Annotated in this window: 10 protein-coding genes; 2 read left to right on the forward strand and 8 right to left on the reverse strand. The window is 65.8% G+C overall.

The window, feature by feature from the left end; all coding sequences use genetic code 11:
• Nucleotides 1-15: 15 nt before the first annotated feature.
• The 6 genes from NMG10_RS04000 to NMG10_RS04025 form a co-directional block, all read right to left on the reverse strand.
• On the reverse strand, nucleotides 16-2,472 hold the full coding sequence (locus NMG10_RS04000) for an EAL domain-containing protein (RefSeq protein ID WP_203647636.1): 2,457 nt from the start codon (nucleotides 2,470-2,472) through the stop codon (nucleotides 16-18).
• Nucleotides 2,473-2,700: 228 nt separating this feature from the next.
• Nucleotides 2,701-4,533 (reverse strand): ABC transporter ATP-binding protein, encoded by a 1,833-nt coding sequence (locus tag NMG10_RS04005; protein ID WP_232856437.1) that lies wholly within the window; start codon nucleotides 4,531-4,533, stop codon nucleotides 2,701-2,703.
• Nucleotides 4,526-5,158 carry a DsbA family protein gene (locus NMG10_RS04010; protein ID WP_254463857.1) on the reverse strand — a complete coding sequence of 211 codons (633 nt, stop codon included), beginning with the start codon at nucleotides 5,156-5,158 and terminating at the stop codon, nucleotides 4,526-4,528. The genes NMG10_RS04005 and NMG10_RS04010 overlap by 8 nt, the downstream gene beginning before the upstream one ends.
• 3 nt (nucleotides 5,159-5,161) lie before the next feature.
• Nucleotides 5,162-6,094: a rhodanese-related sulfurtransferase gene (locus NMG10_RS04015; RefSeq protein WP_110736504.1), complete on the reverse strand. Its 933-nt coding sequence runs from the start codon at nucleotides 6,092-6,094 to the stop codon at nucleotides 5,162-5,164.
• Nucleotides 6,095-6,298: 204 nt separating this feature from the next.
• Nucleotides 6,299-6,595 (reverse strand): BolA family transcriptional regulator, encoded by a 297-nt coding sequence (locus NMG10_RS04020; protein WP_203647638.1) that lies wholly within the window; start codon nucleotides 6,593-6,595, stop codon nucleotides 6,299-6,301.
• A gap of 10 nt (nucleotides 6,596-6,605) precedes the next feature.
• Nucleotides 6,606-7,130: a DUF2059 domain-containing protein gene (locus NMG10_RS04025; RefSeq protein ID WP_050704598.1), complete on the reverse strand. Its 525-nt coding sequence runs from the start codon at nucleotides 7,128-7,130 to the stop codon at nucleotides 6,606-6,608.
• 153 nt (nucleotides 7,131-7,283) lie between these two features.
• Here NMG10_RS04025 and NMG10_RS04030 point away from each other — a divergent pair, with 153 nt between their 5' ends.
• Entirely contained in the window at nucleotides 7,284-8,678 is a 1,395-nt protein-coding gene (locus NMG10_RS04030; protein ID WP_232856440.1) for a class II fumarate hydratase, read from the forward strand.
• A 139-nt stretch (nucleotides 8,679-8,817) separates the two neighbouring features.
• On the opposite strand, the gene NMG10_RS04035 is transcribed toward NMG10_RS04030, so the two are convergent.
• Complete coding sequence (locus NMG10_RS04035; RefSeq protein WP_203647639.1) at nucleotides 8,818-9,768, reverse strand: DMT family transporter; 951 nt, start codon at nucleotides 9,766-9,768, stop codon at nucleotides 8,818-8,820.
• A 196-nt stretch (nucleotides 9,769-9,964) separates the two neighbouring features.
• Nucleotides 9,965-11,458: a polyphosphate:AMP phosphotransferase gene (gene pap, locus NMG10_RS04040; protein ID WP_232856441.1), complete on the reverse strand. Its 1,494-nt coding sequence runs from the start codon at nucleotides 11,456-11,458 to the stop codon at nucleotides 9,965-9,967.
• A 135-nt stretch (nucleotides 11,459-11,593) separates the two neighbouring features.
• Between pap and mnmC the strand changes: the two genes are divergently transcribed.
• Complete coding sequence (mnmC, locus tag NMG10_RS04045; RefSeq protein ID WP_232856442.1) at nucleotides 11,594-13,564, forward strand: bifunctional tRNA (5-methylaminomethyl-2-thiouridine)(34)-methyltransferase MnmD/FAD-dependent 5-carboxymethylaminomethyl-2-thiouridine(34) oxidoreductase MnmC; 1,971 nt, start codon at nucleotides 11,594-11,596, stop codon at nucleotides 13,562-13,564.
• Nucleotides 13,565-13,590 lie beyond the last annotated feature (26 nt).

Consider the following 13,590-nt stretch of genomic DNA (forward strand, 5'->3'; position numbering starts at 1 on the left):
ATTTCCGGGCGTTGTTCAGCGAAAGGTCCCCGGCGCCCGGTGCAGAAGGGGCCTCGCGGCAATCCGTTGGCGCTGCAGGCTGTCGCAGGTGAAGACCTGCGGGCGTTCGATGAGGTATCCCTGGGCGTAGTCCACGCCGATCTCCTGCAAAGCCTGCTCGATCAGCGGCGTCTCGACGAACTCGGCAATGGTCCGCTTGCCCATGACGTGACCGATGTGATTAATCACTTCGACCATCGCCCGGTTGATCGGGTCATCGAGCATGTCTTTGACGAAACTTCCGTCGATCTTCAGGAAGTCTACAGGCAAATGCTTCAAATAGGCGAATGACGACATTCCGGCGCAGAAGTCGTCGAGGGAGAATCTGCAGCCCAGTCCTTTCAATTCATTGATGAATCGGATCGCGCTGCCCAGATTGGCGATGGCGCTGGTTTCGGTAATTTCAAAACAGATCAGCCGTGGCGGGATGTCGAACTCGCTGAACAGCCGTTGCAGGTACTCGAGGAACTTGTCGTCGCCGATGCTCGAGCCCGATAAATTGATGGCGCACATCGCCAAGGGCCCCTCCCGACCTTCGTCCAGGCACTGGCGGATTACCTGGAACACGCTGCGCACCACCCAACGGTCGAGCGCGGTCATCAGGCCATAGCGCTCCGCTGCGGGGATGAAACTGTCGGGCAGGATGGTGCGCCCGCTTTCGTCGTGCAGGCGCAGGAGAATCTCGATATGCCCGGGGCTCTCGTGGGGGTGCAGGGGGGCGATCTCCTGGGCGTAGAGGCAGAAGCGGTTTTCCTCCAGCGCCACGTGCAATCGCTGGATCCAGGCCATCTCGCCAAAGCGCATGGACAATTCGCTGTCGTCGGCGTGATACACCTGGACCCGGTTGCGGCCCTTCTCCTTGGCCATGTAGCAGGCCATGTCCGCCGCACGCAACGACGCCTCCAGGGTGCTGGGCACCTGGGCGATGTGCACCAGGCCGAGGCTGACCGTGGTCACGAAGGGGCGCCCCTTCCACACGAAATGCAGGCTCTGCACGGCCTGGCGTAACTGCTCGGCAATCCGCTCGGCCTGCTCCGGCGGGCAGTTCTCCAGGAGCACGCCGAACTCGTCGCCGCCCAGGCGCGCCAGGGTGTCACCCTCGCGCAGGCCCGACTGCAGTACCGCGCAGATATGCCGCAGCAGCTCGTCGCCGGCGGCATGGCCGCAGGTATCGTTGACCAGCTTGAACTGGTCGAGGTCGAGGAACATCAGCGAATGGCGCCCGGCCTGGCGGGCCAGGCCGTTGAGCGCCTGCTCCAGGCGGTATTCGAACTCGCGGCGGTTGGCCAGCCCGGTCAGGGCGTCGTGAGTGGCCTGCCAGGACAGGTTGGCGATGTACTGGCGCTCCTGGGTCATGTCGTGCAGCACCACCACGATGCCACTGACCTGCCCCTCTGTAAGAATGGGCGAGCCCACCAGGTTGACCGACACCGTACTGCCGTCCAGGCGCTGGATCAGCCGGGCATGCTCGGCGCCGCCCTTGAGGCTGCCGCTGAGCACCTGCTCGACCAGCGTCAGGCTGTCGCCCTCGGCATTCTCGTCCAACAGACTGAACAGCGCCGCCAGCGGCAGGCCCTGGGCCTGGACCGCCTGCCAGTGGGTCAACTGCTCGGCGGCCGGGTTCATGTAGCTGATGCAACCATCGACATCGGCGGTGATCACCGCATCGCCGATCGACTCCAGGGTGATCTGCGCCCGCTCCTTCTCCTCCTGCAGCGCGCTGGCGAACGCCTGGCGCTGGGCCAGCAGCTTGCTTGAACGCCGCCAGGCCATGGCGATCAGGAACAGCGCGGTGGCCAGGTTGGTCAGCATCAGCACCTTGAGCAGCATCCGCGAGCCTTCGCCCAGGGCATCGCTGAAGGCCTTGGCGGCGGGGGTCACGCCGTCATTGATGGCGACGATGCGCGCCTTCCAGTTGGCCACCTGGTGCGGGTCGATCACGCCGCCGGCGAAGCCTTCGCGCATCTGCTGGGCCAGCACGTCGAGCTGACGCAGGTAATCGTCACCGATGTCCCAGTAATCGATGGCGGTTTCCATATAGCTGATATGCCGGAAATTGCGATAGAACCAGATGATCCGGGCGACGTCCTCGGGATGGTTGCCACCCTGCAGCACACCCTGGCGCGCTGCTTCCAGGTCCGGTTCAGGTCGGTCCAGGGCCAGGCGCAGGTTGTGATCGCCCTGGGGTACCAGGATCGCCCGGCGGTAGCGGGCATAGGTCAGCGGATCGCGGTCGTCGGCGTAGAGGTTGAGGTAATAGATGGCGTCCTTCTGTGCCTTGGACCACAGGCTCTCGCCCGCCACGTAGGCGCGCACGGCGGACAATGCATAAAGGCTCAGACTGCCCAGCAGTACCTGGAAAACCACAACGGCGACGAAGGGCCAGATGATACCCAGCAGCCTTGGCGCTTCGAGAGTCCGATTTCCCTTCATGTAATCCCTGTCATGGCGGCAGATAAGGCACGAATCGACCTAGACAAGCACAGCGTAGGCCATTTGCCATGCCTGTGGCGTGGTTTTTGATGACGGGGAAAGGGGCGCAGCACCTGTAGGAGCGGCCTTGTGCCGCGAAAGGGCTGCGCAGCAGCCCCACAAGATCGCCGGGGGCCGCTCTGCGGCCCTTTCGCGGCACGAGGCCGCTCCTACATGGACGTAGGTGGCTCAGGTCTGCTGCAGGTGACCGTAAAGCTTGGCGTACAGGCCGCCCTCGGCGATCAATTGCTGGTGGCCGCCGTCCTCGGCCACATGGCCGCCGTCGAACACCAGCACGCGGTCGGCCTGCTTCACCGCCGACAGGCGGTGGGCGATGATCAGCGTGGTGCGGCCGCTGAGGAAGCGCGCCAGGGCCAGGTGCAGGTTGTACTCGGTGGCGGCGTCCAGCGCCGAGGTGGCCTCGTCGAGGATGACCACCTTGGGCTCGGCCAGCACCATGCGGGCGATCGCCAGGCGCTGGCGCTGGCCGCCGGACAGGCGCACGCCGGAGCGCCCGACGATGCTGTCCAGGCCCTGGGGCAGCGCGGCGATGGTGCCGTCCAACTGGGCGATGCGCAGCGCCTGCCAGCAGGCATCGTCGCTGCAATCGCGGCCCATGGTCAGGTTGGCGCGCACGCTGTCGTTGAACAGCGACGGATGCTGCAGCACCACCGCGACGTTCTCGCGCAGGGTCTCCAGGCCGATCTCCTGCAGGCTGGAGCCGCCGAAGCGGATGGTCCCGGCCTGGGCGCTGTACAAACCCAGCAGCAGTTGCACCAGGGTGCTCTTGCCACCGCCGCTGGCGCCGACGATGGCAACCTTCTCGCCCGGGGCGATGGACAGGTTCAGCTGATCCAGCACCGGCTCGTCGGCGTAGGCGAAGCGCAGGTCGCGCACCTCGATGCCGACCGTCTCGCGCCCGGCGAACGGGTCGCTGCCCGCGGGGTACTGCGGCTCGTCGGCCCGCGCCAGCAGCTCGTTCAAGCGGCTCAGCGCGCCTCCGGCGGCGTAGTAGGCATATTGCAGGTTCAGCAACTGCTCCACCGGGCCGATCATGAACCACAGGTAGCTGAACACCGCCAGCATCTGGCCGATCGACAAGTCGGAGAACAACACGGTGAGCATCGCCGCGGCACGGAAGATGTCGATGCCGAACTGGAACAACAGGCCACTGGCCCGGCCACTGGCATCGCTCTTCCACTGCGAGGCCACCGCGTAGTCGCGCACCTCGCGGGCACGCAGGCCAAGGCGACCGAGGAAATAGCCCTGGCGGTTGCCGGCACGGATTTCCTGGATCGCATCGAGGGTCTCGGTCAGCGCCTGGGTGAAGCGCGCGGTGCTGTCGTTCTCGAGTTTCTTCAGGTGCTTGACGCGCTTGCCCAACTGCACGGTGAAGAAGATCACCAGCGGGTTGAACAGCAGGATCAGCAGCGCCAGCTGCCAGTGCATCCAGATCAGGATGGCGGCGGTGCCGGTCAGCGTCAGCACCGCCACCAGGAAGCGGCTCAGGGTTTCGCCGACGAACTTGTCGAGGGTGTCCAGGTCGGTGACCAGGTGGGTGGTCACCGTACCGCTGCCCAGGCTTTCATATTCCTTGAGCGAAATGCGCTTGAGCCGCTCGATCAGGCGGATACGCAGGCGGTAGACGATGTCCTTGGCCAGGCCGGCGAACAGCTTGGCCTGGACCACGTTGAACGCCAGCGCCGCCAGGCGCAGGCCCAAGGTGGCGCAGAGCATCAGGCCGATATAGCCCGCGGCCACCTGCCAGCCAGCGGGCAGGAAGTTGTTCATCCACTTAAGCGCGGCGTCACCATGGCCCAGCAGCACTTCGTCCACCAGCAGCGGCAGCAGCAACGGGATCGGCACACTGCACAGGGCGGCGAGCACGGCTACCAGGTTGGCAGTCCACAAAGCCTTCTTGTGGTGCAGGGCCAGGCGGCGGATTTCCGCCCAGCTCAGGCGATCAGGCACAGCGGGGGACTTCCCTGGCACAGGGTCTGGCGACCCTGGCAGGTCAAGCACAGGCGGCCTGCTGCAGCCAGCGGCCGAGCAGCGACTGCAGGCTGTCCAGCGACTGGTAGCCGTTGGTCAGCAGGGCCAGCTGACCATTGCGCTCGGCCAGCAGCGTGGGGAAACCGGCAATGCCCAGGTCCTGTACCCAGCCGAAGTCGGCGCTGGTGGCGGCGCGGGTATCGGCATTGGTGAAGCACTGCGAGAACGACTCGCGGTCGAAACCGGCCTGTTCGGCCAGCTCCACCAGCTGCGGGGCGCGGGTGACATCCAGCCCCTGCTCGTAGAACGAGCGCTGGATCAGCTTGAGCAGCGTCCAGGCCCGCTTGTCGTCCAGCTCACGCGCCGCGACCAATGCGCGGCACGCAGGCTCGGTGTCGTAAACAAAGCCGTCGGGCATCGCGCCGTCGAAGCGGAACGGCTGCCCGGTGGCGTCATGCACCGCCTGCCAGTGCTCGAGGATGTACTTGCGGGTCGAGGCATCCAGGGCGCTGCCGCCGCTGCGCAGGCCACCGGGCACCAGGCGGGTGACGACACCCGCCTCACGCGCCTGGGCGATCAGCGCCTCGGCCACCGGGGCGAAACCCCAGCACCAGGAACACATCGGGTCCATCACATAGAGCAGGCGTGCGGACATGCATCAGGCCTCGGCTTTGTAGTTGTAGCCGATCGGGTGTGGCTGGTTGCGCGCCTTGGCCAGTTCGATCTGCTTCTGGCGGTCGATGGCGCTGCGCCGGGTCTTCTCGCTCAGGCTGTCCCAGCAATGCGGGCAGCTCACGCCTGGCGAATAGTGTTCCGACTCCCGGTCCTTCACGTCGATCGGGTGGCGGCAGGCATGGCACTGGTCGTACTCGCCCTCGCTCAGGTCGTGACGCACGGTGACCCGGTTGTCGAAGACGAAGCAGTCGCCGTCCCAGAGGCTTTCTTCCTGGGCTACTTCCTCGAAGTATTTCAGGATGCCGCCCTTAAGATGATAGACGGCTTCATAGCCCTCACCGAGCATGTAGCTGGAGGCCTTCTCGCAGCGGATGCCACCGGTGCAGAACATGGCGACCTTCTTGTGCTTGCTCGGGTCGAAGTTGGCCTTGATGTAGTCGGGAAACTCGCGGAAGGTCTCGGTCTTCGGGTCGATGGCGCCCTTGAAGGTGCCGATGGCCACTTCGTAGTCGTTGCGGGTGTCGATCAGCAGCACTTCCGGGTCGCTGATCAAGGCGTTCCAGTCTTTCGGATCGACGTAGGTGCCGACCGCCTTGTTCGGGTCCACGCCCGGCACGCCGAGGGTGACGATCTCTTTCTTGAGCTTGACCTTGGTACGGTAGAACGGCTGCTCGTCGCAATACGACTCTTTGTGGTCGACATCCACCAGGCGTGGGTCGCTGCGCAGCCAGGCCAGCAGCGCGTCGATGCCTTCACGGGTGGCCGAGACCGTGCCGTTGATGCCTTCGTTAGCCAGCAGCAGGGTGCCTTTGACGCCGTTGTCGGCCATGGCCTTGAGCAGCGGCTCGCGCAGTTCGACGTAGTCTTCCAGGGTGACGAACTTGTACAGCGCCGCCACGACGATCGGTTGGGTCATGAATCTGAAACTCCTGGTGGTTGCCCTCGTAAGGGGCGGACCGGGTTTGACATAAAAAGCATGGGGGCGCTTTGCGCCCCTTTCGCGGCACAAGGCCGCTCCTACAGGGAACTGCATACTCCTGTAGGAGCGGCCTTGTGCCGCGAAAGGGCTGCAAAGCAGCCCCCGGATTTTGCGAGATTGTACCAGAACGACGGAAAGGATTCAGTGCCCGCCGCCGGCGCACACCGGCGAGGCTGGCGCCGCGCCGACTGCCGCCCATTCCTCGGGCGTGTAGGTGTGGATCGCCAGGGCGTGGATCTCGCCCATCAGCTCACCCATGGTGGCGTAGACCTTCTGGTGGCGCTTGACGCTATTCAGCCCGGCGAACTGCTCGCTGACCAGCACCGCCTTGTAGTGCGTTTCCTGGCCACGGCTGTGCATGTGGCTTTCGTTGCGCACTTCGAGGTGGTCGGTGCCCAGCGGCGCCAGCTGCTGTTCGATGCGTTGCTGCATGTTCATCGCGTCAGGCTCACTTCTTCGCCGGAGCGGCTGCCTTGCCGGCGCTCGGGTCGAGTTCCTTGGTCATGTCGTCGAGCAGCTTGTTGACCACCGGCACCGCCGGTTCCAGGCTCTGCTGGGTCAGCTGGGCCGACTGCTGGGTGACCTTGGGCATCTCGCGCAGGACTTTCTTGCCCAGCGGCGACTCGTAGAACTTGACCAGGTCGTTCAGCTCGGCCTCGGTGAAGGTCGCGGTGTACAGGTCGACCATCTTCGGCTTGAGCTTCTTCCAGCCGATGGCGTTGTCCAGGGCGGCGTTGGCCTTGGCCTGATAGCTGTCGAGCACGGTTTTCTTGGCAGCCGGCGCCTTGGTCTGTTCGAAACGCTGGGCGAACATCTGCTGGACCTGCATGTACACCGGGGTGCCCAGCTTGTCGGCATTGGCCAGGGTCAGGAATTTCTCGGCGGCGGCATTGTGGCTCGCGGTGGCGGCGAGTACCTGGCCGCTGGCGCAGGCCAGGGCAACGGCGGCAAAGAGGACACGAAGACGGGTCATTGCATTTCCTTCAAGAAAGGGAGGCGAGTACCTCAGGGTAGAGCATTCTGCGCCGTGATGGCGAAGTGCTCAAGTGGCACGACGAGCGACTGAACCGCTGTGTCGAATCAGGGCCTAAACTGCGATTTCTGACTACAAAGGAGTGAGCGCAGCATGAGCCGTATCGAGACAGACAGCCTGGGCCCGGTCGAAGTTCCAGAGGACGCCTACTGGGGTGCGCAGACCCAGCGTTCGCTGATCAACTTCGCCATCGGCAAGGAGCGCATGCCGCTGGCGGTGCTGCACGCCCTGGCGCTGGTCAAGAAAGCCGCTGCCCGGGTCAACGACCGCAACGGCGACCTGCCCGCCGACATCGCCCGGCTGATCGAGCAGGCCGCCGACGAAGTGCTTGCCGGCGACCACGACGAGCAGTTCCCGCTGGTGGTGTGGCAGACCGGCAGCGGCACCCAGAGCAACATGAACGTCAACGAGGTGATCGCCGGACGCGCCAACGAACTGGCCGGCAAGGGTCGCGGCGGCAAGCTGCCGGTGCACCCCAACGATCACGTCAACCGCTCACAGAGCTCCAACGACTGCTTCCCCACCGCCATGCACATCGCCGCCGTCCAGGCCGTGCATGAACGACTGCTGCCGGCGATCACCGAGCTGTCGGGGGGGCTGGCCGAACTGTCGGCGCGCCACACGCACCTGGTCAAGACCGGGCGCACGCACATGATGGACGCGACGCCGATCACCTTCGGCCAGGAGGTCTCGGCCTTCGTCGCCCAGCTCGACTACGCCCAGCGCGCCATCCGCGCGACGCTGCCGGCGGTCTGCGAGCTGGCCCAGGGCGGCACCGCCGTGGGTACCGGCCTCAACGCCCCGCACGGTTTCGCCGAAGCCATAGCCGCGGAGCTGGCGGCGCTGTCCGGCCTGCCGTTCGTCACCGCGCCGAACAAGTTCGCCGCCCTCGCCGGACACGAGCCGCTGACCAGCCTGGCCGGCGCGCTGAAGACCCTGGCCGTGGCCCTGATGAAGATCGCCAACGACCTGCGCCTGCTGGGCTCCGGCCCGCGCGCGGGGCTTGCCGAGGTGCGCCTGCCGGCCAACGAGCCGGGCAGCTCGATCATGCCCGGCAAGGTCAACCCGACCCAGTGCGAGGCACTGTCGATGCTGGCCTGCCAGGTGCTGGGCAACGACGCGGCGATCGGCTTTGCCGCAAGCCAGGGCCATCTGCAGCTGAACGTGTTCAAGCCGGTGATCATCCACAACCTGCTGCAGTCGATCGAGCTGCTGGCCGATGGCTGTCGCAACTTCCAGCAGCACTGCGTGGCCGGCATCGAGCCGGATGCCGGGCAGATGGCCGCGCACCTGGAGCGCGGGCTGATGCTGGTGACGGCGCTGAACCCGCACATCGGCTATGACAAGGCGGCGGAAATCGCCAAGAAGGCCTACAGCGAGGGCAAGACCCTGCGCGAAGCGGCGCTGGAGCTGAAGTACCTGACCAATGAGCAGTTCGACCAGTGGGTAAGGCCGGAGAACATGCTGGCGCCTGGCGGGAAAGGCTGACTCATCACCTGTAGGAGCGGCCTTGTGCCGCGAAAGGGCTGCGCAGCAGCCCCAGGATTCGGCATTTAATACAAAGATCGCCGGGGCTGCTGCGCAGCCCTTTCGCGGCACAAGGCCGCTCCTACAGGTACCGCGAGGGTTATTGAGCCTGGCTCTTCGCTCTCCACCCCGCGATCAGCGACGGCCCCAACGCCACCAATGCCGACCCCAGCACCACCGTCACCGCCCCGACATAGCCCAGGCCATTGATCTGCTCGGCATGCACGTAATCCGGCCACAGCCAGGCCGCCAGCGCCACCGCGACGAACGTCACCAGCGGCGTCAGTGCCAGGGTCGCGCTGACCCGCGAGGCCTCCCAATGTGCCAGCGCCTCGGCGAACGCGCCATAGGCCACCAGCGTGTTCAGGCAGCAGGCCAGCAGCAACCAGCCCTGCAACGGGCTGAGCTGCAACACCTCCAGCGGATGCACCCAGGGCGTGAGCAGCAGTGCGCAGCACAGGTAGATCACCATCATCACCTGCTGCGAGTTCCACACCGTCAGCAGTTGCTTCTGGCTCAAGGCATAGAACACCCAGATGCTGGTCGCCAGGATAATGGTCAGCACGCCGGTGGTGTAGGTGCCAAGTGATGTGAGCAGCTCTTCCAGGCGCTGGTTGAAGAACAGCCCGAATCCCGCCAGCAGCACCAGCAGGCCCAGGCCCTGCCCCAGGCTGAAACGCTCCTTGAACACGAACACGCTGGCCACCAGCAACAGCACCGGCCCCAGCTGCACGACCAGTTGCGCGGTGCCGGGGCTGAGCAGGTTGAGGCCGACCAGGTACAGCACATAGTTGCCGACCAGGCCGGCCACCGCGACGGCCACCAGGCCCTTGCCCTTCATTCCAAGACGACTGAACGACGGCAGCCGCCGATTGGCCGCCAGCCAGGCGAACAACAGGCCGCCGGAAACGCTCAGGCGGTACCAGGTGACGGTTACCGGGTCCATCACCTGCAGCACCTGCTTGAGCTTGATCGGCAGGATGCCCCAGAGCAACGCGGTCAACAGCGCCAGCAGAAGGCCCTGGACCCAGCGTCCGGAAGAAATGTGCATGGTGTCCTCGAGTCGAGCCTTGGTGGGGGAAGGTGCAGTCTACGGGCTTGGCGGGGAACGTGTGGCGGGAAAAGATTTCATCAGGTCATTCCCTGGATGCATGCTTAATGCGTGGGCGGGCTTTCGTAGGAGCGGGCTTGCCCCGCGATTGCAGGCTCGGCCCTATCGCGGGGCAAGCCCGCTCCCACGAACTCGCTTACTTCTTGTCCTTGGCGAACGCCGCCTCCAGTGCCTGGTTGATCGTGCGCAGCACCTTCACCCGCGCCCAGCGCTTGTCGTTGGCCTCCACCAGGGTCCACGGCGCGATCTCGGTGCTGGTGCGGTCGACCATGTCGCCCACCGCCTCGGAATAGACGTCCCACTTGTCGCGGTTGCGCCAGTCCTCCTCGGTGATCTTGTAGCGCTTGAACGGGATCTGCTCACGCTCCTCGAAGCGCTCCAGCTGGGTCTGCTGGTCGATGGCCAGCCAGAACTTGACCACCACCACCCCGGCGTTGCTCAACTGCTCCTCGAAGTCATTGATCTCGCCATAGGCGCGCATCCAGTCCGCCGGGCTGCAGAAGCCCTCGACCCGCTCCACCAGCACCCGGCCATACCAGGAGCGGTCGAAGATGGTGAACTTGCCCCGCGCCGGAATGTGTCGCCAGAACCGCCACAGGTATGGCTGGGCACGCTCTTCCTCGGTGGGCGCGGCGATTGGCACAATGCGGTACTGGCGCGGATCCAGCGCCGCCGCCACGCGGCGGATCGCCCCGCCCTTGCCGGCCGCGTCGTTGCCTTCGAACACCGCCACCAGGGCGTGGCGGCGCATGCGCTTGTCGCGCAGCAGACCGGCCAGGCGCGCCTGTTCGGTGACCAGCTGTTCCTGGTAGTCGTGCTTGTCCAGGCGCAGGGTCATGTCCAGGGCGCCGAGCAGGCTCTTCTGGTCGATGCTGCGCCCCAGCGGCGTGACGTTACCCTGATGCTTGCCCTTGGGGTTGTTGGCCAGGGCGGCCTGCAGGCCCTCCAGCAGGATGCGCCCGACTGCCAGGCTGCGGTAGTGCGGGTCGACGCCCTCGATCACATGCCAGGGCGCGTAGTCGCGGCTGGTGCGGCGCAGCACACGCTCGCCGAAACGCACGAAACGGTCGTAGGTTTCCGACTGCTGCCAGTCCAGCGGGCTGATGCGCCAGTTGTGCAGCGGATCTTCCTTGAGCGCCTTGAGTCGCGCCTTCATCTGCTTCTTGGACAGGTGGAACCAGAACTTGATGATCAGCGCGCCTTCGTCGCAGAGCATCTGCTCCAGGCGCTCGGCGCCGGCGATGGCCTGGTCGAGCACGGCATCCTTGAACTGGCCGTGCACGCGGCCTTCGAGCATCTGGCTGTACCAGTTGCCGAAAAACACGCCCATCCGCCCTTTCGGCGGCAACGCCCGCCAGTAGCGCCAGGCCGGTGGCCGGGCCAGTTCCTCGTCGGTCTGCTGGTCGAAGGTGCGCACTTCGATCAGTCGCGGGTCCATCCACTCGTTGAGCAGCTTGACCGTCTCGCCCTTGCCGGCGCCCTCGATGCCGTTGATCAGCACGATCACCGGGAAGCGCGCCTGCTGCTTGAGTTCGTACTGGGCTTCGAGCAGCGCCTCGCGCAGGGCGGGGACTTCTGCTTCGTAGGTGTCCTTGTCGATGCTGTGACCGATTTCGGCGGATTCGAACATGGAGGGCTCCTTCAATGGATAAGCAAGATTAGCGGATTTGCGCCATCCGTATCGATCCTGTCGCGCCTTGCGATAAGACCGGCACTCGCCGCTCGGATCGCTTAAAATCCGTCATCCGCTGCAACCGAGCCGACCATGTCCGACACCACCCTCCCCCTGCACGCCCAGATCGACTGGGACGACCAGGGCCGCCCCCACTCCCGGCAATACGACGATGTCTATTTCGCCGTCAACGAAGGCATCGACGAGACCCTGCACGTGTTCATCGAGCAGAACCACCTGCGCCAGCGCTTCGCCGAGCTGGCGCCGCGGGACTGCCTGGTGATCGGGGAAACGGGCTTTGGCACCGGCATGAATTTCTTCTGCGCCTGGCAGCTGTTCGCCGAGCTGGCCCACGCCGAGGCGCGCCTGCACTTCGTCAGCGTGGAAAAGTACCCCCTGAGCCGCGACGACCTGGAGCGCGCCATGCAACTGTGGCCGGCGCTGGCGGCCTTCACCCGGCCCCTGCTCGATCAGTACGTGGCGATCCATCCGGGTTTCCAGCAACTGAGCCTCGATGACGGCCGCGTCACCCTCACGCTGATGATCGGCGATGCGCTGGCGCAACTGCCGCAACTGGACGCGTGCATCGACGCCTGGTTTCTCGACGGCTTCGCCCCGGCGAAGAACCCCGACATGTGGACGCCGGAGCTGTTCGCCCAGTTGGCGCGGCTATCGCACCCCGGCACCACCCTCGGCACCTTCACCACCACCGGCTGGGTCCGCCGCTCGCTGATCGAGGCCGGCTTCACCATGAAGAAGGTGCCCGGTATCGGCAAGAAGTGGGAGGTGATGCATGGCGTCTACAGCGGCGCGCCAGCCGCCCCCGCGGCGCCCTGGTACGCACGCCCGGCGCCCTTGCCGGGGCCACGCGAGGCGCTGGTGATCGGTGCCGGCCTGGCGGGCAGCGCCACGGCGCGCAGCCTGGCGGCCCGGGGTTGGCAGGTCAGCGTGCTGGAGCGTCACGACGGGCCGGCCCAGGAGGCCTCGGGCAATCCCCAGGGCGTGCTGTATCTCAAACTGTCCGCCCATGGCACCGCCCTGTCGCAGATGATCCTTTCCGGCTTCGGTTACACCCGTCGCTGGCTCGAGCACCTGCAACGTGGCCAGGACTGGGATGCCTGCGGTGTGCTGCAACTGGCCTTCGACAACAAGGAAGGCGAACGCCAGGCCAAGCTGGCGACCGCCTTCGACAACAGCCTGCTGCGCCAGCTCGACCGCGAACAGGCCGAAGCCGTGGCAGGCGTGGCGCTGGCCAGCGGCGGCCTGTTCTACCCCGAGGGTGGCTGGGTGCACCCGCCGGCGCTGTGCCAGGCGCAGCTGGACCATCCGCGCATCCGCCTGCTCGGCCATGCCAACGTCATCGCGCTGCGCAAGGCCGACGGTCTGTGGCAGGCCTGGGACGGCGAGCGCCTGCTGGCCAGTGCGCCGCTGGTGGTGCTGGCCGGGGCTGCCGATGTCCGTGACTTCCCGGCTTGCGCCGGGTTGCCGCTCAAGCGCATTCGCGGGCAGATCACCCGCCTGCCGGCCACCGTGGCCAGCCAGGAACTACGCACGGTGGTCTGCGCCGACGGCTACGTCGCGCCACCTCGCGGCGATGAGCACACCCTGGGCGCCAGCTTCGACTTCCACAGCGAGGACCTGGCGCCGACCGTGGCCGAGCACCAGGGCAACCTGGCGCTACTGGATGATATTTCCGCAGACCTGGCCACCCGCCTGCGCACCGCCGAGCTGGATCCGGCGCAACTACAGGGTCGGGCAGCGTTCCGTTGCACCAGCCCGGACTACCTGCCCATCATCGGGCCGCTGGCCGATGTCGAGGCGTTCAACCAGGCCTACGCCATGTTGGCCAAGGATGCGCGACAGGTGCCCGATGTGGCCTGTCAGTGGCTGGAGGGGCTGTATGTGAACAGTGGGCATGGGTCGCGGGGATTGATTACTGCACCGCTGTCCGGGGAGCTGATTGCGGCGTGGGTCAGTGGTGAACCATTGCCGGTGCCCCGAGCCGTGGCCGAGGCCTGCCACCCGAACAGGTTCGCGTTGCGCCGGTTGATTCGCGGTAAATAGCGGGATTGCTGGGGGCGCTGTGCGCC

The sequence above is a fragment of the Pseudomonas sp. DVZ6 genome (assembly GCF_024259445.1).
GTDB lineage: Bacteria > Pseudomonadota > Gammaproteobacteria > Pseudomonadales > Pseudomonadaceae > Aquipseudomonas > Aquipseudomonas peradeniyensis.